The following is a 22955-nucleotide window of genomic DNA, read 5'->3' on the forward strand; positions in this document are numbered from 1 at the left end:
ACGTTTGGGTACTAGTGATTGGTGCCTCTAGGCCACACCAAGCATCATCGGTTATTTAAGTCGCTAGAGTTGGCGCACTGATCGCGCAATTGACAGCCTGAGCGCCGCCGCCAAAACTTGCGCATGCTTTGAAAATCAAAGGCGCATGCTCTTAAAGCGAGCCGCATCGGATTGTCGTCCGACCATTCTCCTGCTCTTCTGGAAGAAATCATCGCTCGATGGCATGAGAACCTTCCATACAGCTCAAGAGTCACGTATGTTCAGTCTTTGTTCCTCATTCCTCCTTTGCAATCTGAGCATTAAGTAAGATCTTATGGCCGTCGCCTATCTCGAGAAACTAAATGAGCAACAGCGTAAGGCCGTCGAGCACGGCGTTGGATTGGCTGAGGGCGAGACGGGAGGACCACTGCTGATCATCGCCGGTGCAGGCTCCGGTAAGACAAACACGCTGGCGCACCGCGTCGCTCATCTCGTCGTCAATGGTGCCGACCCTCGGCGCATTCTTCTCATGACCTTCTCACGCAGAGCAGCATCGGAAATGTCCCGCCGCGTTGAGAGAATCTGCCGCAATGTGCTGGGCTCTAACTCTGCGATCTTGACGGACGCACTTGCGTGGTCCGGCACATTCCACGGTATCGGCGCAAGGCTGCTGAGAATGTATGCCGAGCAGATCGGTCTGAACGTGGACTTTACGATTCACGATCGAGAAGACAGTGCGGACCTGATCAACCTGGCGCGTCATGAGCTAGGCTTTTCAAAAACTGAAAGCCGATTTCCCACCAAGGGCACCTGTCTTGCGATCTATTCCCGTACGGTAAACTCCCAGACACCGTTGAGCGAGATACTGCGCCAGCACTATCCCTGGGTGGCTATGTGGGAAGAGCAGCTTAAGGAATTGTTTGCGGCCTATGTGGAGGCAAAGCAGAACCAGAACGTTCTCGACTACGACGATCTCCTCCTCTACTGGGCGCAAATGGTCGGCGATCCGGATCTAGCCGATGATATCGGCAAGCGGTTCGACCACGTTATGGTTGACGAATATCAAGACACCAACAGATTGCAGGCCTCCGTGTTGATGGCGCTGAAGCCGGGTGGTCGCGGTCTGACTGTGGTTGGCGACGATGCCCAGTCGATCTATTCCTTCCGCGCTGCGACGGTCCGTAACATTCTTGACTTCCCGACGTCGTTCACCCCAGCCGCTGACATCATCACGCTCGACCGCAATTACCGCTCGACGCAACCGATCTTGGCGGCAGCGAACAGTGTCATCGAACTTGCACGCGAGCGTTTCACCAAGAACCTGTGGACGGAGCGGGAGTCGCTCGAGCGCCCGAAACTTGTCACAGTCAAGGACGAGACCGAACAGGCTAACTTCATCATCGATCAGGTGCTTGCCAATCGCGAAACGGGAATGACGCTCAAGCAGCAGGCTGTTCTCTTTCGAACATCAAGCCATAGTGGTGCACTTGAGGTTGAGCTTACCCGACGCAACATTCCTTTCGTCAAATTTGGCGGTCTCAAGTTTCTCGACAGCGCCCATGTAAAGGACATGCTGTCCGTCCTGCGTTTCGCGCAAAACCCGCGCGATCGGGTTGCCGGATTTCGCCTGCTGCAGATGCTCCCAGGCATCGGTCCGAAGAAGGCTGGTGTTATTCTCGATACTATCTCGTCTGATCCTGAACCGATCATGGCACTTGCGGAAATCCCGCCGCCACCAAAGACGGGTGCAGATTGGACATCTTTTGTGACGCTCCTCGCTGGTCTCGGGAAAACGCAGCAAGGGTGGCCCTCGGACATAGCTCAGGCCCGTCTTTGGTACGAACCCCATCTTGAGCGGATGCATGAAGATGCCGATACGCGTAAAGCTGACCTTCTACAGCTTGAGCAAATCGCTGGCGGATACGCGTCCCGCGAACGGTTTTTGACCGAACTGACCCTTGATCCTCCAGATGCTACGAGCGACCAGGCAGCAGTCCCTTTGCTCGATGAGGACTACCTCATCCTCTCGACAATACATTCTGCGAAAGGCCAGGAATGGCGCTCAGTGTTCATGCTGAATGTTGTCGATGGCTGCATACCGTCTGATCTAGGCACGGGGACGACACAGGAACTCGAAGAAGAGCGGCGTCTGCTTTATGTAGGAATGACACGCGCGAAGGACAGCCTGGCGCTGATTACGCCGCAGCGATTTTTTACCCATGGGCAGAACTCGCAAGGCGATCGACACGTCTATGCATCACGTTCCAGGTTCATCCCAGCAACTCTGCTTCAATATTTCGAAACTATGACTTGGCCCAAAGTTTCGGCTGCGGCATCTGAGCGTAGTGCACAGCAAATTCGCATCGATGTCGGCGCGCGGATGCGCGAAATGTGGAAGTAGTATTGCCAGGGCGCGCCCTTTAAGCGACCGCGGACCCGTTACCGTTCGGAAAGTATGGATGCGCGCACACAGCATCTTGCCCGTAGACCGGCGATCGACCAGAAGGGTTAAAGGTCCTCAAGTCCATTAAGCAAAGCGATATGGTCTCGTCCACTGATTGCGTCTGCATCTGTTTGAACGACATACTCTATCACAGCCGAAATGCCACTGAGATGGCGTCTGAGCAAAGTCACGGCCTCATCCTCGTCACGGGCCTTTATGGCCGTAGAGAGTGCTACGTGCTCTGCGATCACCTCATCGAAGTAACCGATCTTTGGAAAGCCGCGACGGCGCACGCGATCAAGCTGACCGGTCGCATTGTGGATTGTCTGCCAGATGTCTGGAAAGCCTGAAATCCTGCACAAGAGACGATGAAATTCGTTATCGACGTTGAAGGCCTCATTCACATCGCGCCGCTTGGCCGCGTCATGCTGGCGGAAAATCAAAAGGTCAAGGTCGCGTTCATAAACCGGATCGAAGTTGCGCGCCGCAAGCCTTATTGTGCGCATCTCCAGGCTTGAGCGAACCAGATGGCCTTCGATGACCTTTTTCATGACGATCTTGTTGATGAAGGTGCCGCCGCTGGGAACGATGTTGACCAGACCTTCTTGAGCCAAACGCAAGACTGCTTCGCGCATCGGGGTGCGCGAGATACCCAACTCTGCACAGGTATCTTTTTCGCTAAGCGTCTCTCCAGGTGCCAGCTTCATGGTAATGATTGCGTCGCGGATGACATTATAGGCCCACAGTGCCTTGGGTAGGCCCGCGCCTTCGGTCACGCTCGTGTCACCTAATCCCAGTTTCGTGTGTAAGTTCACCCAATGCCTCTTTCGCGCAGTTCAATAAGTACAACATAGTATCACATCGCCCGTTTCCCGTACCATGGGATGATGTCTTGCCGCTGAGCGTCAGAGCTCGTTGCCGATCTTAAGGGTCATGTCGAGGAGAACTCTGGCACCCGCTGCAACTTGATATGGTTCACACCACTCTTTCTCACTGTGCGAGATGCCACCTTTGCAGGGGACGAAGATAATGGCGGTGGGGCATATCTGCGTCATCGATAGGGCGTCATGCGACGTCAGCGTCGGCAGCGTCATGGATGGATAGCCACGGTCCGCTGCTGCTTCCAGTGCCTGTCCGCAAAGCTCACTCGATAGATCCAGCCGTTGGCGATAATGCGAATTGGTGTTGTGTATAGATAGCCCAGTCTCATCCGCAATTCGTTTTACAGCAGACTCGATGCGATTGATAATCGCGGCCCGACCCGGCTCCGTCGCATGAACGACGACATATGATAGCTTGGTCAAGTGTGGAATGTTTACGCGGTTGTTCGGCCAATTCCGGATGACTGTGGCGCTCACCATCCCATCGGGCTCGTTCTCCGCGCCGATCGCCTCGATCTCTATAATGAGTTGAGCTGCCGCAACCAGAGCATTCCGACGCTTTGACATCGGTGCGGTCTGCGAATGGCCATTCTCGCCTTTGATATCGATGAATCCGCTGCAACCCCAGGAACTATTGGAAACGGCGGCGATCGTGACACCGGCCGCCTCCATCTCTGGTCCCTGCTCGATATGCAGTTCTAAATATTTATGCACTGGTCGACCACCGACTGGACGGGATCCCGCATACCCGATGCGAACAAGCTCGTCGCCGAGAAGCGTTCCTTCATCGTCCTTGCGTGACAAGGCTTCATCGAGCCGCGAGAGCCCGGCAAAAACGCTGGACCCCATGATGCCCGGCTGAAACCGCGCGCCTTCCTCGTTGGTAAAGTTGACGATCTCGATTGCCCGTCTTGTCGCAATGCCTCCGTCATTCAACGATCGGACAACAGCAAGTCCAGCGAGCACGCCGAGGACGCCATCGAACTTGCCGCCGGGCATCTGGGTGTCGAGATGGCTGCCAATCATCAGCGGCGGCAAAGACGGGTCTTCACCTTCCCGCCGTGCAAACATGTTGCCGATCTCGTCTACCGTGACTGTGAGGCCAGCCTCCTGCGCCCAGTAACGAAACAGGTTGCGGCCTTCCCTGTCCGCGTCAGAAAGGGCCGGGCGAAAGCTGCCGCCGCCCTCTGTGGCGCCGATTGCCCCCATCGTCATGATATCGGCCCACAAGCGTTCGGCGTTGATGTCAGGTGACGCTGTCATGGTCTATCCTTGGATGGTCTAAAAGCAATTCTCGAAATCAATTCGTTTCGTGCAGCACGGATTCGAGCGTATTGAGGAAGATATCGGCGTGTTCGCGCCCAAAGGGCAGCGGTGGACGGATCTTCAGCGTGTTGCCGTGAATGCCTGCAGCGCTGATGAGGACGCGATGTTCACGCATACGATTGACCACCGCCAGCGAGCGGGCACCATCCGGAGTGCGGCTCTTGCGATCGCTCACGAATTCGAGGCCGAGAAAGAGGCCCGCGCCCCGAACATCTCCGATGCAGTCAAATGTCTGCTGTAGCTGACGCATACTCTCCAGCATGTAGTTGCCCGTCGACAACGCATTGTCGGTCAGCCCCTCGTCTTCGATGATGTCCAGGACGGCATTGGCGGCGGCGATCGACACATGGTTGGCGCCAAAGGTGTTGAAATAGCGGATGTCGTGACCAAAACGCTCCTGCACCTCGCTCTTCATCACCGCAGCGGCGATAGGCATGCCGTTGCCCATCGGCTTACCCATCACAGTGATGTCCGGCACAATGCCATGGCGCATGAAGCCCCACATGTGAGAGCCTGTACGACCGAAGCCCGGTTGCACCTCGTCGGCGATGTAAAGCGCCCCGGCCTCATGCACAACCTCCAACGTCTTTCTCAAGAAGCCAGCTGGCTCCGAGAATATCCCGTCGGTCGAAAAGATACTGTCGGCGATGAAGGCGGCGGGCTTGATCCCACGGCGGCGCATGAAAGCAATCGCCTTGGAAACCTCCTGCGCAAACATATCGCCGACGTCTCCGCCATCGGCACGATAGGCATCGGGTGCCGGCACGGTGACCACATGCATGCCAAGCGGCATGTTGGGGCCCAGCGATGGAGAGATGGCGGCCGTTACAGCTGTCGTGCCGTGATAAGCGTTTTCGGTGATGATGATACCGGTTCCACCGGTTTGATAGCCGGCAATGCGTAGTGCCAGGTCAACAGCTTCGCTACCGGTGCAGCAATACATGACCCGGTTCAATTCCTCGGGGAATGTTGCAAGCAGTCTCGTCGAGTAAGCAAGGATCTTATCGTCGAGATAGCGCGTATGTGTGTTCAATACTGCAGCTTGTTCGGCAATCGCAGCAACCACGCGGGGATGGCAGTGGCCGACCGAGGGCACATTATTATACGCGTCAAGATAAGCATTTCCGTCAGGGTCATAGAGCCAGACACCGTCTCCGCGCACAAGGTGTAGAGGATTTTCGTAAAACAATCGGTATGACGGGCCGAGCAACGCCTGACGACGTTCGATCATCGAACGCTCCCGCTCCGGCAGACTGGCCAGACGCGACGCGTCGAAGCCGTTGATCATCGTCGTTGCTGGCTTGTTCATGCCGGTCTCTCCACGGACGTGCGGCAAGCCGCTGCTAGTCGCGCAATAGTATCATCCTTTGGCAATGCATCGAGGCGAGCAAATTGTGCCCAGACGGTGGGACTATTTCGGGTGTAACGTTCCTTATGTTCCGGAAATAGTTTGGCTTGCCATTCCTGTATCGCAAGTCGCATCAGCATGCGTGTCAAGATTGCCGGATACATCAGTTCGAGTTCCTGATCGGACAGCGGCTTTTCCGTCGCATATCCTTTGAGGAAATCGCACATCGCTTCGACGGGGTCCACAGCGTCCCCCATCTGGTAGGCCGCACCCACCGCAACATCGAATAGGACCGGTGCATGCACCATGTCACCGAAATCGATGATGCCGCTGATCGCGTCTGGATTCTCCTCTCTGACGAGAATGTTTTCCATGTTGAAATCATTATGGATAACCTGCGCGGGCAGTTGCGTTATGGGCGGCAGGATCAGGCTTTCGAAGTCGGTCATCGCCGCCTCCAGCCTCCTTCGTTGCGCCTCGTCGCCGAAGATGGACAGCAAGTCCCGCAGCCCCGCTGCGTGAGACATGTCCCAGGTGATGCGATGATGGGCGGCTTCATGTGTGAAACCTTGAAGAGCCTTCTGCATCCGACCCAACAACGCACCAATGCGATAGCGCTGGATCGCAGAATGCGGCTGCGATTTCTGGGATTTCCCCGGAACAAACGTAACCAGGCGCACCCCACGGGTGGCACCTTCATCATCGGTCATTCGGAAATCCGCCTCGCCGTCGAGCGTTCGAATGATCCTCTGGATTGGAATGCCAGGATCGGCAGCTTCGACATGCAAAAGCGCCTGACTGTGCATGCTGGTCATGGCAGGATTTTCGGCCGGGTTGAGGATCTTGAGGAGATATTCCGAACCGTCACCGAGCGTCAGGCGGTAATTGCTGTCTTTTTCGCCCCAGAGCCATTCCGCCCTTCCAACGAAGCCGTATTTCTCCCGCGCGATCTGCTCTGCCTGATCCGCAAGCACGGTGGTTGCGCTTGTCTTCAGCTCCGCGCCAAGCGCACTTGCCGCTTCCTGGTGTGCCGTGGAAGCCATGTTCCCGTTCCCCGATATTGCATTGAATGATAGGCACGGGGCCATCGTCGGTCCCCGCACATTGTCTGATGTCAGACGAGCCTCGGCGCGCTGATCGTCTCCTCCGGAAAGGCCGATTGGTAGGCCGCGGCCAGCGCGAGCACGATGTCATCGCGATAGCGCGGACCAACAAACTGCAAACCAATAGGCAGGCCGCCTTGATCGAAGCCGCAGGGTACCGACACGGCCGGTTGGCCGGTCATGTTGAACGGATAGGTGAATGGCGACCAGTCAGACCAGTCCTTGCCTTGGATGCCGCCTGGGAAATCCACACCTGCCTCAATTGCTGTCGTCGGCATGGTCGGCAGCATGAGCGCGTCATAGGTCTGATGAAACAGCGCCATCGTCACTTTAAGATCAGCCCTGACCTGCTCGGCCGCGACATAGTCCCGCGCGGTATAGGCACAGCCTTTCTCGTAAATGCGGATCAGGCCCGGATCCATAAGCGCTTTTTGCTCTTCCGTTGGATTGATCAACTCTACAGTTCTGGCTTCGGCGGCGTACCAAAGGGCGAGAAGAGCATCCTGCGGATTGGAGAACCCCGGATCGACCTCTTCGATAATGGCACCCATGTCGGCCAGCCGCTTGGCGGCGCGCTCGACGGCGGCGGCCACGTCCGGCTGGACCTCGGCGTAGCCAAGATTGCGACTGTAACCGATCTTCATGCCCTTGATGTTGGCAGCCTTGGTTCCTTCATGCCAGTTCGGCACGGGAGTGGGGCAGTAGCCATACATCGCCTTCGGGGTTGGACCCGTTGTTGCATTCATGAACAGCGCCGCGTCTTCAACCGTCCGAGTCAGCGGGCCGCGATGCGCAAGCTCGAAGAGCGGCGTCGGCGTGTCGGAAGGGATCCAGCCATAGGTCGGCTTGATACCGAATGTTCCGCAGAAAGAGGCCGGAATACGGATCGAGCCGGCGCCGTCAGACCCCTCATGCAGGACACCCATATTGAGCGCTGCTGCAACGGCTGCACCGCCAGACGAGCCTCCGGAGGCGCGATCTGTACGCCATGGATTGAGCGTATTTCCAAAGGCCGGGCCGTGGGTCACTCCCTTCCAGCCAAACTCCGGCGATGTTGTTGTGCCAAGGACGGTGACGCCAGCGCCACGCAGGCGTTCCATGATGAGAAACTCCTTCTCCGATGGCGTTGTCGAACCCAGTGCTGACCCTCGTCGCCAGGGAATACCCTTCACGGGGGTCAATTCCTTGATTGTTGTCGGCGCACCATCGATGGGGGAAAGTTGCTCTCCTTTCTTCCAGCGCGCTTCCGATGCTTTCGCTTCTGCCAGTGCCAGTTCCGGCACGACGTAAGCGAATGCATTTACGCTTGGGTTGAATTTCTCGATCCGTGCCAGCGATGCCTTGGCGGCCTCCACGGGGGACGCCTGGCCCGAGGCGAAGAGCTGCGAGAGCTGCACGGCCGTCATCTCGCCGAGGTCGGTTTTGTTCGTCACATCCATATCTCAATCCTCAATGCTTAGGCGCGCGTGGCTTAAACGGTGGCCAGTGCGCGACTGACGGCACCAAACATGTCGTCGATCTGCTCGGCAGTGATAATCAACGGTGGGCAGAAGCAGATCGCCTCTCCAATATTGCGGATGATCAGGCCTTCGTTCTGGCATGCCGCCGCAACCGCCGCAGCGGCGTCTCCGGCATTTGCATCCGCCCAGGGGTTGATCTCCAGCGCGCCAAGAAGGCCAATGCCGCGCGACGAATGCACAAGCGGATGTTCGGCAAGTGCCTCTAGTCCGTGGAGGAACTTTTCTTCGAGGCGCGCGACATTGCCGACAAGGTCGCGTTCCTGGATGATCTTCAGATTCTCGAGACCGACGGCTGTCGCGACGGGATGACCGGACGCGGTGAACCCGTGACCGAAGACGCCGATCCGATCCGATTCATCGGCGATCGGCTGATAAAAGCGATCGTTCATGATAATCGCGGAAAGCGGCATGTAGGACGAGGAGATCTGCTTCGACACGACCAGCACATCCGGCTCAATGCCGAGCGTTTCGCACGCAAACATCTTGCCAGTGCGGCCGAAGCCGCAGATCACTTCGTCAGCGACAAGAAGAATATCGTATTTCTTCAGGATCTCCTGAACGCCAGCCCAGTAACCATCCGGCGGCACCAGCACTCCGCCAGCGCCCATCACAGGCTCACCCCAGAAGGCGGCGATCGTTTCCGGACCTTCCTTCAGAATGAGCTCTTCCAAATCATTTAGAATGCGCTTGGTGAAATCGGTTTCACTCTCGCCGTCCAAGGCGAAATGCACGTAGGATGGACATGACGTGTGGATCATCCGGTCGAGCGGCAGATCGAAGCTTTCATGATTGCGAGGCAGACCCGTGATTGAACCGGAAGCGATTGTCACACCATGATAGCCCTTGATCCGGCCGATGATCTTCTTCTTGTCTTTCTTGCCAAGCGCATTGGAACGGTACCACACCATCTTGCAGGCAAGGTCGTTGGCTTCCGAACCCGAGGATGTAAAATGCACTTTCGACATCGGCACGGGAGCGAGCTTGATTAACATCTCCGCCAGATCGACCGAAGGTCCGTGAGTCTTGTAGGCGAAGCTATGATAATAGGGCAGCTTCTCCATCTGTGCCTTGGCCGCCTCCACCAGACGCTTTTCGCCGAAGCCCAGCGCCACCGACCACAGCCCGGCTAGTCCCTCGATGTAACGCTTTCCCGTATTGTCGGTGACATAGATCCCGTCGCCGCTCTCGATCACGAGACCGCCTGATTTTTCGTATTTTCGAAGATTGACCATCGGATGCATCTGATAGGCCATGTCGCGGGCTTCCACAGAATTCGGCATAATCGTCATGTACTGCTCCACAAACGGGCTCTTAAGCCCCCAACTTGGTTGATATCGACCGGACGAGTGGTCTGATTTTGACATTTCATCATCAAGGCCGGCTCACGTCGGCATAAAGTGTCAAATTCATTCCACTAGGCCGTCATGAGCGCTTCCTTCGCCCGACCGGGAATGGCCTCGATCAGGCTCTTCGTGTAGGGGTGCTGGGGTTTATCGAAGATCGTGTTCCCGTTGCCGAGTTCGACCACCTGGCCCTTCTGCATCACCATTACACGGTCGCAGATCTTTGCCGCTACTCGAAGGTCATGAGTGATGAAGACGAGAGAGAGATCGAGGTCTTTCTTGAGCTGGCCCAACAGTTCCAGGACCTGGGCCTGGATCGACACATCAAGGGCTGAAACGGCCTCATCGGCGATGATGATCTCAGGTTCGAGCGCCAGCGCCCGCGCAATGCCGATACGCTGGCGCTGACCGCCGGAAAACTCGTGCGGAAAACGGTTCGTCGCCTTCGGATCGAGACCGACCATCTCCATCAACTCGGCCGCGCGTGCCAACGCCTTCTTTTCATCTTCGCCGTAAGCAATAGGCCCTGAGGCAATGATGCGCCCGACTTTTTCGCGCGGATTGAGCGATGAGTAAGGATCTTGAAAAATCATTTGCATCCGCCGGCGCATGGTCCGCAGTTCTTCGCCTTTCAAATGCGCCATGTCTTGACCGCCAAGCAAGATGCGCCCGCTGCTGGGATCTTGCAGCCGTACGAGACAACGTCCCACTGAGGATTTACCGGATCCGCTTTCCCCCACAATGCCCAGCGTTTCGCCACGGCAAAGTGTGAAGGACACATTCTTGACCGCGTTCACCTCGCGCACCTTGGAGAACAGCCCCGTGCCCATACGATAAACCTTCGAAAGGTTCTCGACAGTGAGCAGTGGCTCCCGGTCGTCAACGTGCTTGACGCCCTCGCCAGCGCGGGGAATGGCAGCGATCAGCTTCTTCGTATAGGGGTGTCTCGGCGAGAAAAGGACTTCTTCCGCTGTCCCCTGTTCGACTATTCGACCGAGCTGCATGACGCTGACATAGTCGGCGATCTCGGCTACGACGCCGAAATCATGGGTAATGAACATGACCGCCATATTGCGCTCCTTCTGGAGCTTGGCGATCAGTTTCAAAATTTGCGCCTGCGTCGTCACATCGAGCGCGGTGGTCGGCTCGTCTGCGATCAGCACCTCCGGTTCCAACGCCAGCGCCATGGCAATCATAACGCGTTGGCGCTGACCGCCGGAAAGCTGGAACGGGTAGCTGGCTGCAACGCGCGGCGGATCTGGCAGGCCGACTTCCGTAAGAAGCGACAGTGCTTTTTCTTTTCGCTCCTTTGGTGTCAGCAACCCATGCGCTTCGAAAACCTCCTCGATCTGCGCCGAAACCTTCATCAGCGGGTTGAGCGCAGACATCGGTTCCTGAAAAATCATCGCAACGCGGCGCCCTCGAATGGCGTAGAGCGCGTCGGCTGGCATAGTAACGAGATCTGTTGTGCCTAGGAGGATGCGGCCCTGCGCCACGCGCACCGTATCCGGTAATAGTCCCATCAGCGCATTGGCAGACATCGATTTGCCTGAGCCACTTTCGCCGACCACGCAAAGCATTTCTCCAGGAAAGAGCTTGAAGCTGACACGGTCGACTGCAAAGGGCCGGTCTGCGCCATCCGGTAATGCGATGCTCAGCCGGTCGATATGGACGACCGGTTCCCCGCGCCCTTCTTTCTCCAGCGCTCCCGGATGAAGAACGGCCGCAGCAGTCCCTTCAAAGCTCACGTCATCGGTATCTATGGTGTCGGCCATATTTACTTCCCCTTTCGCGCAAGGCGAGGGTTGAGGGCATCGTTCAGCCCCTCCCCGACTAGGTTCAGCGCCAGCACAGTCAACAGGATTGCAAGGCCGGGGAAAAAGCTCACCCACCAGGCCTGACGGATCACGGTGCGACCGGCGCCGATGATGTAACCCCACGACATGATGTTACGATCGCCCAATCCGAGAAACGAAAGCGAACTTTCGATCAGGATCGCCGCAGCCACCATCATCGAGGCAAGCACGATGATCGGCGAAAGTGTATTCGGCAGAATTTGCCGCCAGATAATCGTGGAGTGCCTTTGGCCGGAAAGAACAGCTGCCTCGACAAATTCACGCGACCGGAGCGACATCACCTCGCCGCGCAAAAGGCGGGCGACAGGAGGCCAGGAGACGATGGCGATCGAGATCACGATCGAATAGATGCTCGGCTGAAAAATGGCCACCAGTACCACTGCAAGCGCGAAGCTCGGAACGCTTTGGAAGAACTCGGTGAACCTCATCAGCACATCATCGACCCAACCGCCGAAGTAACCGGCGATCGCACCGATCGGAATACCGATCAGCAGAGAGACCACGGTCGAGACAAGACCAACGAGAAGCGACACCCTGGCACCGTAAGCGAGACCTGCAGCGAGATCACGCCCCATCGGATCCGTACCGAGGAAGAAGGCATCCATGGTGAAAGGCGGAATGAACGGCCGCTGGACCATTGCCCAGGGGGATTTGGTGTAAAGGAAGGGAGCAACGATCGATACAATGACGACCAGGAGCAAAATAACGAGGCCGACGACAGCACCGCGATTCTGCGAAAAGCGTTTCCAGAAATCCTTCATGACGCCACCTTGATGCGCGGATCGACGAGGCGGTAAAGCACGTCGGTGATGAGGTTGAAGAGCAGGACCATCGCGGCGGAGACGACAAACACACCAAGCAAAAGATTATAGTCTCGTTGCGACAATGCATCGAACATCAGCCGGCCGATGCCCGGCCACGCGAAGACAGTCTCGATCAGCACGGCTCCACCGACCAACTGACCTGCCTGCAAACCGGCAAGGGTTACGACCGGCAAGAGAGCGTTGCGCAGCACATGGCGGCGCTGGATGATGCCTGGACGCAGACCCTTGGCCTTCGCAGTCTTGACGAAATCGAGCCTGCCAACCTCCAACATCGAGGCGCGGGTCATGCGGGCATAGACGGCCATGAAAAACAGGCCGAGCGTCATTGCGGGTAAAATAAGGTGCCGCAATATGTCCAGCATACGGGCAACGCCGGTGTAGTTGGCCCCGACCGTTTCGTAACCGAAGCCGGGTAGCCAGCCGAGTTCGACGGAGAACAATAAGACGCCCATCAGCGCCAGCCAGAACAGCGGTGTCGCGTAGAAGATCAGCGCCACCAGCGAGATAATCGTGTCGGCCCACTTTCCTTGCCTAGCAGAAGCAAAAGCGCCAGCCGCAACACCGAGACCGAGCGAGATCACAAAAGCGGAGAGTGAGAGAAGCAACGTCGCCGGCAAACGTTCGCTAATGAGCTGAAGCACCGGTAGCTGCTGACGGTAGGAGTAACCGAGATCAAGCCGAAGGACCGAAGACACATAGATCCAAAGCTGCACATAAAGTGGCTGATCGAGACCAAACCGTTCTCGGAGCTGTTGAAGGAAGGCGGGATCGGCATCACCTGCTTCTCCCGCCATCACCGAAGCCGGGTCTCCCGGCGCAGCATGAATGAGAAAGAAGTTGAGCACGGTGATACAGATCAAGATCACGGCTGCCTTTAACAGGCGCCCCGAGATGAATCTGAGCATGAGCGTGGCTCCGACTAGGGTTTTCGGTCTGAATGATTGGCGGAGACTGATCTCCGCCAAATATCGACTTACTTCTTGATCCAGGCGTCGCGCATGGATTCCGGAAGGCCTGACGCCGTCGTGACGATGTCTTGAACCTTGCAGTTATAGATCGTCGGGAAACCGAGCTCGAGCAGCCAGGCGACCGGCACGTCTTCCTGAAGCTTCTTCTGGACTTGATCGTAGAGTTCCTGACGCTTGGAGGCTGGATAGGCGACGGCCGCCTGTTCGAACAGCTTGTCGAGTTCCGGATTGGAATAGCCCTCGACATTGTTGAACGGATTGCCCTTTGCGATCTGAGAGGTCTTGTAGTTGCGATCCACGCCTATGGCCGGATCGCCATTCTGGTAAAGATATGTGAAGGCGATGTCGTAATCCCAGTTCGACGTGCGCTGATTCCAACCCGCAACGTCCGTCGCTTCGATCTCGATCGGAATACCGACTTCCTCAAGATTCTGCTTCACCGCTTCTGCCCAGCGCTGCCATGTTTCACCGTATGGGAGCGGGAGAAGCTTCAGAGGTTTGCCGTCATAGCCGGCCTCCTTAAGCAGTGCTTTGGCCTTATCAACGTCGTGTGGATAATGCGGTTCAACATCCTTGTAGAAGGGCAATTTTGACGACAGTGGACCGGTTGCAACCTTTCCATAGCCGTTCCACAAAACGTCTTTGGCAAACTCGCGATCGAGCGCGTACATAACTGCCTGGCGGAATTTCACATTATCCATCGGTGCCTTGCGGTTGTTCAACCATAGCCACGATAGCGGAGCGAAGTACTCCCAGCCTTTTTCCGTTATGCAGCTGTTGGGCAAATCCTTCAGTCTGGGAATGTCGAAATTCTCAACCGATCCGCCCGGTAAGACATCGACTTTGCCTGTCTCGAATGCAACGGACCGCGACGCACCGTCTGGAATGACCTGATAGTACAGCTCATCGAGGTAAGGCTTACCCTTAATGTAATAGTCATTGTTCTTGACGAGATGGATGTAGCTGCCACGCTTCCATTCGTCGAACTTGAAAGGGCCCGTTCCGATCGGCTTGTCGTTGGCTGGGTTCGTCGCGTAGTCGGTACCTTCATAAATGTGCTTGGGCACGATCGGCATCGTGTAGAAGGCCAAACCGCGGATAAAGGCTTCGAAAGGTTGCTTCAGCTTGAACACGACGGTCTTTTCGTCCGGCGCGGTCACGCTTTCCACATGGGTCATCAAGTTGCGATGACGCGGCTGCATCTTCATAAGATAGTCGTTGGCGGAGAACAGAACGTCAGCCGATGTCATCGGCTTGCCGTCGTGCCACTTCACGCCATCCTGCAACGTAAACGTATAGGTCAGGCCATCGTCGGAAATGGTCCAGGATTTGGCGAGCGATGGTTCGGGCTTGAGGTTTTCATCGTAGCGGAGCAAGCTTTCGTAGATATTGCCACCGACCAGTAGGGCCGGCCCATTTGTTGTGGTGCCGATCATAACGCTTGGCGGTTCGGGCTGAACGATCAGGTTCAGTTTACCCCCTGGAACAGCTTGCGCTGATGCAGCGGTTGTCATCATGAAAATGGCTAGGGATGCAGAAATCAGTCGTCGCATGAAGTTCCCCTTATGGATTTTCGTTTCTTGCAGACGTCACTTTGCGATCTCATCGCAGTAACAATATACCAATATATTGGTACATCATCTTGACTCCCTTGAGCGCGAGGTGTCAAGCAAGACCGCGCCATTTTTGCATAAAAGTTGAACTCACTAAAATGTGGATCAAAAATTAAGCGGATGGCACGCATTTGCGGCTTTGTGCCAAAAATGCGCTACCCCGGAACGGGCTTGGACAGGATTGAGACGATGAATGAGGCACTAAATCACAAGCCGCACATAGCTCTAATCAGTAGCACTCTCGACCTCAGCTTTCTGAAAGACGCCTTCAAAGCGTCCGGGCTGGGCGCGAGACTCAGCATTTATCCAGAGGCCGGATTTGAGACCGCCGACGTTGCGGTCGCCTGGAATCCGCCTCACGGGCTTCTTGCTACTATGCCCAACCTTAGATTGGTCCATAGTATCGCTGCCGGCCTGGACAACATTTTCGCCGATCCAGGCCTCCCTTCTCTCCCCGTTTGCCGTGTCGTGGACGACCGGCATGCGCTTGGCATGGCAGAATATGCCATCTGGTCGGTCCTGTTGTTTCATCGCGAGATGGACCGACATTTGCAAAATGCCACACTGAAATGCTGGGAACGCCCTTCGCAGATCCCAGCACGCGATTACTCGGTGGGCATACTAGGATTTGGTGCGATCGGACGGACGGTCGGACGCAGCCTTCTTGCCCTCAACTACAACGTCCGCGCATGGGCACGCTCACCCAAGGAAGAAGCGGGTATCATCACCTATTACGGCGACGAGCAACTGCCGGTGTTTCTCTCCGGTTGCAACGCGGTGATCTGCCTGCTTCCCCTCACCGGCGCCACGCGCGGAATTATGAATGCCAAACTGTTCGCCCAACTCCCGAAAGGTGCTGCAATCATCAACATGGGCCGCGGTGAGCACCTGGTCGAAGCTGATCTGATCGAAGCAATCGACAGCGGCCACCTTCGCGGAGCGATGCTGGATGTTTTCACGAAGGAGCCACTTGCCGAGGACAGCCCCCTGTGGGATCATCCCAAGATCTTCACAACGCCTCACATCGCGTCCATGCCAGATCCCAAAGATGTCGTCGCGCAGATCTTCGAGAATGCGACACGCGTGTTGGCGGGAATGCCGCCACTCAATGAAGGTAATCGAGACAGCGGATACTAAAAGGCACGCCTCAGCCGATGCATAGACTCTGAAAAGAGAGAGCGCTTATGCGTGTAGACTGACGCACGGAGCCTCAGTGCTGGCTGTTGCCGAAATTGCCCGAGAGGCGAACAGCGACACTCCCATGGCAAGAACGTTTCGCAACATCAGACGTGCTGTCCGCCGTTGATGTGGATTTCTGCGCCATTGATGTAGGATGACTGTTCGGTACAGAGAAAGTAGATGGTCCTGGCAACTTCGTCCGTCGTGCCGAGCCTCCCCAGCGGCACCTCGGCCTCAACTAGTTCGTCTGTGCCGGGAGATAGAATTGAGGTGGCAATCTCGCCCGGAGCAATCGCATTGGCTCGCACACCGCGGGGCCCGAATTCGTGCGCAAGTTCACGGGTAAGCGCGGCCAGCCCGGCCTTGGACGCGGCATAGGCAACCCCGGCGAAGGGATGGACGCGAGAGCCCGCAATCGATGTCACATTGACGATTGAACCCCGCGCAGCCTGGAGTTCAGGCAGTAGAGCGCGAGCGAGGAGAGCGGTGGAAACCAGGTTGACATTCAGAATTTTTGTCCAGGTCGCCGCATCGGTTTCGGCCACCCCAAGGCGGCTGCCTTCAGGCCCCTTCGGCGAAATACCTGCATTGTTTACCAGCGCCGCCAGCTTGCCATCAGGAAGACGGCTGCGCACCATTTGGACCAATTCGTCGATACCGGAAAGATCGGCGAGATCGGCCTGAATATGGCTTTCGCGAGCCGATGGCCAGCGGCACTCCTCCGAAAATGGCTGCCGCGACACCGTCAATACTCGCCAGCCGTGCTGCAAGAACAGCTTGACCGTAGCGTGCCCGATCCCGCGACTAGCACCCGTCAAAAGCATATAGGGTAAGTCTACCAAGGGCGGAACTCCAATCATTTCGCCGCATATGGCACGCGCGATATATCGCTAGGTTAACGTCTACCAAGAGGTTTGCAAGCGATTTGGGGACATAGATAGGCAAGCAACGGTCCACGGTCATCGAGACCTCCCATAGAGTTGTCTCCACTCTCATGCGACGGATGGCTAGCTAAAACTGGAGTTAGTACCTTGCTTGCCTATCCCGGCAACCGCCATCACGATTAGAAAAGGACGCTTTGCTCGCAGGGTAAACGGTCAGGCCATAGGGCCACTTCAGCCATTTTTTTCTCACCTTCACCCGCCCGTGTTTGACATAGGACGAGCAATTTTGGGGCGTTGACATTTGGTCGAGAACGAAGTCTTGGCCTCTCGGTTTGCTTCGGCCCATGTCTGTGTCCAACAGGTCTTGAACCGTAAGTTTCCAACGGCGCTGCCACCAACTCCATATTTGTTTGTGCAGGCGTTAGGCCGCTTTCGTTGCCTCATGTGAGGACGAAGTATTCTCCTGCAGCGCCAACTGACGGGCAAATGTCGTAAGAGGGGTTCGTGCTAAGGCACGTTCAAGGGCGCTGATGCAGATGGGATCATGTGATCGGCCCGCGCCGTCCCAAAGTATCGAGAATGCCTCCTGCAGTGGCATAGCCTGCCTGTAAGGTCGGTCTGCAGTCAGTGCATCAAAGACATCGGCGGTGGAAACGATCCGAACCTCCATCGGGATTTGCTCTGCGCTCAATCCTCGCGGATATCCTTTTCCGTCCAGACGCTCGTGGTGAGCGCCACCGATCAGGGCCGCGTTGGCAAACGCTCCAATCGCAGAAAGAATCTGCTCTGAAAATTCCGCGTGTCGCTTCATCTGGCTCCACTCTTCATCATCGAGTTTCCCAGCTTTGTCCAACACAGTACTGCTGACACCAAGCTTGCCGATGTCATGCAGCAAAGCCGCTCTTTTCAAAACCCGCCGGGTTTCGAAATCTATGTCCATTTCTTCCGCTATAAGATCGGAGTATAGCGCAACGCGCTCGCTATGGCCCGATGTGTACGGACTTTTGGCGTCGATCACCTTCGCAAAACCAGCGGCGATATCATCAAGATAATCATCGTCGGCCAAGACCCCGTGCTGCCCGGGCTCGGAATCAAGAACAATTCTCTCTAAGTCGGGCGAGGCCAGCTCCTCCCAGAATTCTCGCTGAGACGCGATCCTTACAAAGACATCAACGAGAGCAGGATCGAACCAATCTCCCTTGCGCTTTGCAACCTCGTCAAGAGCGGCTTGGGGGCCGCTGCTGGCCTGGAACACGTCGATCACCTGGGACAAGAGCGCTATTCTCGAAAAAAGCGGGATTTCTTCTCCGGCAAGTCCGCTCGGCTTTCCGCGCCCACTCCAATGCTCATCCAGACCAATGATGCCCTCCGCGACGTTTTCTGAAAATCGCATTTGTCGCGCAATGTCCGCGCCGCGCTGACACCGCGTCTGTATAAGATCCGTGGAAATCTCGCCCCCATTTTTAAGAATATTGAGGAGGCTGCGAAAACGTTCAGCAAGACCGGCCTTTGCCCCGGTGTGGCTGATCACGAACTTCAGGACCTGCCCCAGGCTTCCATCGACCAGCTTGAAATCATTCTTAAAGCTGATGTCGTCCGCCAGATAAAGCTCGCAAATACGCGAAGCGTTGCTGCTGCAGCCGAGATCCTTCAACAGAAGTGTGTAGTAGAGGTCGTGCAGCTCTAGCTCACTCAGGCCGATCTCTCGTCCAATGCTCGTTCCGATGTAACAGCAGCGGATACAATGCCCGTCTGGTTGGCCCTCGGTCATATCGAGCGCCTTGCTGAGGGCTTCGATAATCTCGGCCAAACGTATCTGTACTTGCATCATAACCGAACCCTGGTTGAAGGCTGACGCTATCAAATGAGGGTTTCAGAACAGTTATGAGCCCAAACGTTTTGTGACTGAAATTTCTTCGGAGCGTATGATGAGCGTCATCGATGAAGACAAACATGAGCGCGTGTGCCCATGCGGCCATCACTATGACCACGCGTCGCCGTCAGCTGGCGCACCCCGTACAGGTGCGCCATTTTTAAAATATCGTCGGCTAGACATGCTGCAAGGTCCGCATGCGGGTGATGGATAGAGCGGGTGCTCAGATCTCCCTGGAGAATTTTAGAAAAGCGTCTCATCACCTGGCCATCGCGGCCCGAGACCGAACCCTGTCGAAAGCCATACTCCGCTCACCTGCAGAGACGCGGCGATCGTCTCGAGGTACTCACGACCCGGCTCGCTCCGGTCATTTTCCCACGCGCTCCAAACGTCGCTCTCCACGCCGACCATCTTCGCAGCATTATCGAGTGACAGCGCAGATGCATCACGCGCCAACGAGATGCGTCCTCCGAGCGTGTCGGTATCGGTCAGCGCTTTGTGATTGGTTCCTTGCATCATATCCCCTACCCCGGCAATGAACCGGCCTCCTCGACTATCGTCTGAGGAGGCCGGATTTCATTAACTCTGTTCTCCAACCCAGGCCTTCACCTGATCTGGATGATCCTTAATGTATTTTTCGATCGCAGCCTCGTAAGAGGTCTCCTGGGCTGTGAACATTGCCGCTTCCAGGTCGTTGAGCGGCACCTTCATGCGTGAAAGAAACTCGGCAGCCTTGGGGTTTTCTTCCCTGAATTTCTTCGATGCGAGGATGTCGACATGCTCCGCCTGACCCAAGGATTCTTTCGGGTCTGTCAGATAGCGGAGCTTGTACTTTCCAAACATCCAGTGCGGGCTCCAGGACGTGGCGACGAACCACTTTTCACTTCTCATCGCCCGGTCAACTGTCGTTAGCATGCCTGCTTCGCTGGAAATCTGCAGCTTGTATTCGCCGAGGTCATAGTCCTTGACCGCCTGCTGTGAAAGGCGGGTCAAACCAGCACCCGGATCAATGCCCTGTATAGTGCCGGACAACTTCTTCTGAACGTCGGGTTTCTTCAGGTCCTCGATCGAAGAAATCTCTGCTTCAGGAACATAGGCCGGCACCACCCAACCCAGCTTCGCGCCGTCATAGACTGTGCCGAGCGTTTCGACCTTGTCCTTTACCTTCGCAAAGTAATCCGCATGGGTTGCCGGCAGCCACGCCATCATCATTGCATCGATGTCGCCACGGCTCACGCCCTGGTAAAGCGGGGCGACATCCGTCTGGACAAGCTCCACATCCTGGCCGAGCTTTTCCTTGATCAGCTTGGCAGCAAGTTTAGTGACGAACTCAGCGTCGGACCACGGGGCGAAGCCGAGCTTGACGGTTTTTGCATCTTGCGCCATCGCCGGCGCTGTCGAGCCAAAAAGCACAGCGGCAGCAAAGCCAATGGCGCCACCGAGTGCGGCCCGGCGGGTCGAGGAAAGTATCTTGAACATATGTTCTCCTTTTGGGAGGTTTGAATTTGCGGATTCAGCATCCGCATCATTGGGCGGCGCAGGCGCTCAGGCGGTTGCCGGAAACAATTCCTTGCGCTCGCTCTTTCTCTTGAAAAGCCCCGACCAAATGGCAGATTGAGGCTTTCCAAGGCTTTGGGTAAGGCGATCGAGGATCACCGCGAGGATGACGACAGCAAGACCGCCTTCGAAACCGGTTCCCACGTCGAGACGCTGAATACCGGTGAGAACCGTGTTCCCAATGCCGCCTGCGCCAATCATGGATGCGATGACAACCATGGAAAGCGACAGCATGATCGTCTGGTTGATGCCCGCCATGATCGAGGGCATGGCGTTCGGCAACTGAACCTTGAAGAGCAACTGCGCAGGAGTGCAGCCAAAGGCGTTTCCAGCTTCGATGAACTCAACATGCACCTGGCGAATACCAAGATTGGTGAGCCGCACCACCGGCGGCATTGCGAATATGACGGTCGCAATAGCACCGGGTACTGCACCAAGGCCAAAAAACATTGCCGCAGGAATGAGATAGACGAATGCGGGCATGGTTTGCATGAGGTCGAGGACCGGTCGGACGAGCGCAGCAACGGAATCCTTTCGCGCCATGGCGATCCCGAGCGGAAGACCGATGATCATAGCCATCAATGTTGAAGCTATGACAAGTGACAGCGTTTCCATCATCGCTGTCCAGAGTCCCATGTGGTCAACGAGCCAAAGCGCAAGTCCAGCTAACACACCACAAGCTGCGCCGACCCGCCAAAACGACAGAATGACAAAGATGAGAATGCCCACAGGCATGGGAATGGCAGTGAGCGTTTCCTGGATGGTACTTGTCACGAACCCGATCACAGTGGCGACGAAGTCCAAGAAGGGCGAAAAATTGTCCAGAACATAATTGACGACGGCATCGACGCCGTCCCCTATATCGAAATTCATAGTCAAACTCCGGTTGTTGGCCGGTTGGGGGAAATGCTGAAATCAGCTCGCGCGGTCGAGCGTTTCAAGCAGTGTCGATTTGCTGATGGAGCCGAGGTAGCGCCTGGAGTTGTCGACAACTGGAACCGGCCATGGGCTCGCAGCGACACGTCCGAGGACGTTCGACAACGGCTCGTCAGCTGGGATCGGTTCGATCTCGGATAGAAACGCTGCCCTATAGGGGTCCGAATGTCCGGAACGCATATTTTCGACGAGCGTGGTCTGGCTAACAACGCCGTGATAGGTTTTGTCACGCCCCAGGATAATTGCGTATTCGCGGTCGAATGTTTTCATTCGCTCGAGCGCTGCGGCAGCGGTTACACCTTGCCGATCGATGATCGTAACCTGCGTTTTTCGTGCGACGTCGCCGGCCTTGAAGACGTGTGTCACGTCAACGTTTCTAAAGAAGGAGCGCACATAGTCGTTTGCCGGGTTCATCACGATTTCGTCTGGCGTGCCGACCTGAACGACATCGCCGTTTTGCATGATGCAGATTCGGTCGCCGATGCGCATCGCCTCGTCGAGGTCGTGACTGACAAAAACGATGGTTCGGCTGTGCTCTGCCTGAAGGCGGACAAGTTCGTCCTGCATTTCCATGCGGATCAATGGATCGAGAGCGGAAAATGCCTCATCCATGAGCAGGATTGTGGGTTCACTGGCAAGCGCGCGAGCCAAGCCAACGCGTTGTTTCATCCCTCCTGAAAGCTGATCAGGCATGCTGTCTGCGTAACCGGCGAGACCGACAGCTTCCAGCGCCAACAGCGCCTTTGCGTTGCGTTCAGCTTCTCCCATACCGGCAACCTCAAGTCCGAAGGCGGCATTGTTGATCACTGTGCGGTTGGGCAGAAGCGCGAAGGATTGGAATACCATGCTGATATCGCGCCTGCGCACCTCGATCAGGTCGCGACGGGACATTTTAGTGATATCTTGGCCATCGATCTCGATCGAACCCGCCGTGGGCTCGATCAGCCGGTTGAGCAATCGCAGGAGGGTGGACTTGCCTGAGCCTGAAAGGCCCATGATAACGAAAATTTCGCCGGCTTGAATATCAAAGCTGGCCTTGTTGACGCCGACCGAACATCCAGTCGAGGAGTGGATTTCAGATTTCGTCTTCCCGGCGCGAACCATATCCAGCGCCTTGTCGGTGTCCTCACCGAATATCTTATAGACGTTATTGAGACTGATTTTGGTCGTAACCGGCGGAGCCAGTGCGTCATTTTCAGTTTGAGAATTCATAAATTTAATTCAGCCCAGCATAGAGCAAGGGCATTCTCCTTCTTTATCGCAGTGGGACCCCGACAACCTCACGGTTCGAGAGGATCGGGACATCGACAGGATTACAGCTT

General features: G+C 56.2%; 18 protein-coding genes. 2 read left to right on the forward strand and 16 right to left on the reverse strand.

Annotated features, from left to right (window positions below; all coding sequences use genetic code 11):
• The first annotated feature begins 313 nt into the window (after positions 1–313).
• A complete protein-coding gene (locus PVA19_RS03665) occupies positions 314–2380 on the forward strand; it encodes an ATP-dependent helicase (RefSeq protein ID WP_274101212.1) in 2067 nt (688 codons plus the stop codon).
• 107 nt (positions 2381–2487) lie between these two features.
• Here the strand turns inward: PVA19_RS03665 and PVA19_RS03670 are convergent, their stop codons facing one another.
• The 10 genes from PVA19_RS03670 to PVA19_RS03715 form a co-directional block, all read right to left on the reverse strand.
• Positions 2488–3198 carry a GntR family transcriptional regulator gene (locus PVA19_RS03670; protein ID WP_246666297.1) on the reverse strand — a complete coding sequence of 237 codons (711 nt, stop codon included), beginning with the start codon at positions 3196–3198 and terminating at the stop codon, positions 2488–2490.
• A gap of 129 nt (positions 3199–3327) precedes the next feature.
• On the reverse strand, positions 3328–4566 hold the full coding sequence (locus tag PVA19_RS03675; protein ID WP_274101213.1) for a Zn-dependent hydrolase: 1239 nt from the start codon (positions 4564–4566) through the stop codon (positions 3328–3330).
• A gap of 37 nt (positions 4567–4603) precedes the next feature.
• On the reverse strand, positions 4604–5938 hold the full coding sequence (locus PVA19_RS03680; protein WP_274101214.1) for an aspartate aminotransferase family protein: 1335 nt from the start codon (positions 5936–5938) through the stop codon (positions 4604–4606).
• The gene (locus tag PVA19_RS03685; RefSeq protein ID WP_274101215.1) at positions 5935–7020 is read right to left on the reverse strand and encodes a phosphotransferase; all 1086 of its coding nucleotides are present in this window, start codon (positions 7018–7020) and stop codon (positions 5935–5937) included. Before PVA19_RS03685 ends, PVA19_RS03680 begins: the two co-directional genes overlap by 4 nt.
• Before the next feature lie 71 nt (positions 7021–7091).
• The gene (locus PVA19_RS03690; RefSeq protein WP_113180388.1) at positions 7092–8519 is read right to left on the reverse strand and encodes an amidase; all 1428 of its coding nucleotides are present in this window, start codon (positions 8517–8519) and stop codon (positions 7092–7094) included.
• Positions 8520–8551: 32 nt separating this feature from the next.
• On the reverse strand, positions 8552–9889 hold the full coding sequence (locus tag PVA19_RS03695; protein WP_274101217.1) for an aspartate aminotransferase family protein: 1338 nt from the start codon (positions 9887–9889) through the stop codon (positions 8552–8554).
• Positions 9890–10014: 125 nt separating this feature from the next.
• Positions 10015–11718, reverse strand: coding sequence for an ABC transporter ATP-binding protein (locus PVA19_RS03700; RefSeq protein WP_274101218.1), 1704 nt, complete (start codon positions 11716–11718; stop codon positions 10015–10017).
• A gap of 2 nt (positions 11719–11720) precedes the next feature.
• Positions 11721–12560: an ABC transporter permease gene (locus PVA19_RS03705; RefSeq protein WP_062599833.1), complete on the reverse strand. Its 840-nt coding sequence runs from the start codon at positions 12558–12560 to the stop codon at positions 11721–11723.
• Positions 12557–13528, reverse strand: coding sequence for an ABC transporter permease (locus PVA19_RS03710; protein WP_062424405.1), 972 nt, complete (start codon positions 13526–13528; stop codon positions 12557–12559). Before PVA19_RS03710 ends, PVA19_RS03705 begins: the two co-directional genes overlap by 4 nt.
• Positions 13529–13596: 68 nt before the next feature.
• On the reverse strand, positions 13597–15144 hold the full coding sequence (locus PVA19_RS03715) for an ABC transporter substrate-binding protein (protein WP_062424404.1): 1548 nt from the start codon (positions 15142–15144) through the stop codon (positions 13597–13599).
• A gap of 249 nt (positions 15145–15393) precedes the next feature.
• Here PVA19_RS03715 and PVA19_RS03720 point away from each other — a divergent pair, with 249 nt between their 5' ends.
• Positions 15394–16341 (forward strand): 2-hydroxyacid dehydrogenase, encoded by a 948-nt coding sequence (locus PVA19_RS03720; RefSeq protein ID WP_274101220.1) that lies wholly within the window; start codon positions 15394–15396, stop codon positions 16339–16341.
• Between the two features lie 146 nt (positions 16342–16487).
• On the opposite strand, the gene PVA19_RS03725 is transcribed toward PVA19_RS03720, so the two are convergent.
• From PVA19_RS03725 to proV, 6 genes are all read right to left on the reverse strand, one after another.
• Positions 16488–17207: an SDR family NAD(P)-dependent oxidoreductase gene (locus tag PVA19_RS03725; protein WP_062424401.1), complete on the reverse strand. Its 720-nt coding sequence runs from the start codon at positions 17205–17207 to the stop codon at positions 16488–16490.
• A 481-nt stretch (positions 17208–17688) separates the two neighbouring features.
• Entirely contained in the window at positions 17689–19095 is a 1407-nt protein-coding gene (locus PVA19_RS03730) for an HD-GYP domain-containing protein (protein WP_113180499.1), read from the reverse strand.
• Positions 19096–19383: 288 nt separating this feature from the next.
• Complete coding sequence (locus PVA19_RS03735; RefSeq protein ID WP_274101221.1) at positions 19384–19656, reverse strand: transcriptional regulator; 273 nt, start codon at positions 19654–19656, stop codon at positions 19384–19386.
• Positions 19657–19719: 63 nt separating this feature from the next.
• The gene (locus PVA19_RS03740) at positions 19720–20619 is read right to left on the reverse strand and encodes a glycine betaine ABC transporter substrate-binding protein (RefSeq protein ID WP_236769460.1); all 900 of its coding nucleotides are present in this window, start codon (positions 20617–20619) and stop codon (positions 19720–19722) included.
• A 66-nt stretch (positions 20620–20685) separates the two neighbouring features.
• Entirely contained in the window at positions 20686–21576 is an 891-nt protein-coding gene (locus tag PVA19_RS03745; protein ID WP_274101223.1) for an ABC transporter permease, read from the reverse strand.
• Positions 21577–21612: 36 nt separating this feature from the next.
• The gene (gene proV, locus PVA19_RS03750) at positions 21613–22845 is read right to left on the reverse strand and encodes a glycine betaine/L-proline ABC transporter ATP-binding protein ProV (RefSeq protein WP_062424387.1); all 1233 of its coding nucleotides are present in this window, start codon (positions 22843–22845) and stop codon (positions 21613–21615) included.
• Positions 22846–22955: the final 110 nt, after the last annotated feature.

The organism is Agrobacterium sp. CNPSo 3708, from assembly GCF_028674915.1.
Taxonomy (GTDB): domain Bacteria; phylum Pseudomonadota; class Alphaproteobacteria; order Rhizobiales; family Rhizobiaceae; genus Agrobacterium; species Agrobacterium cavarae.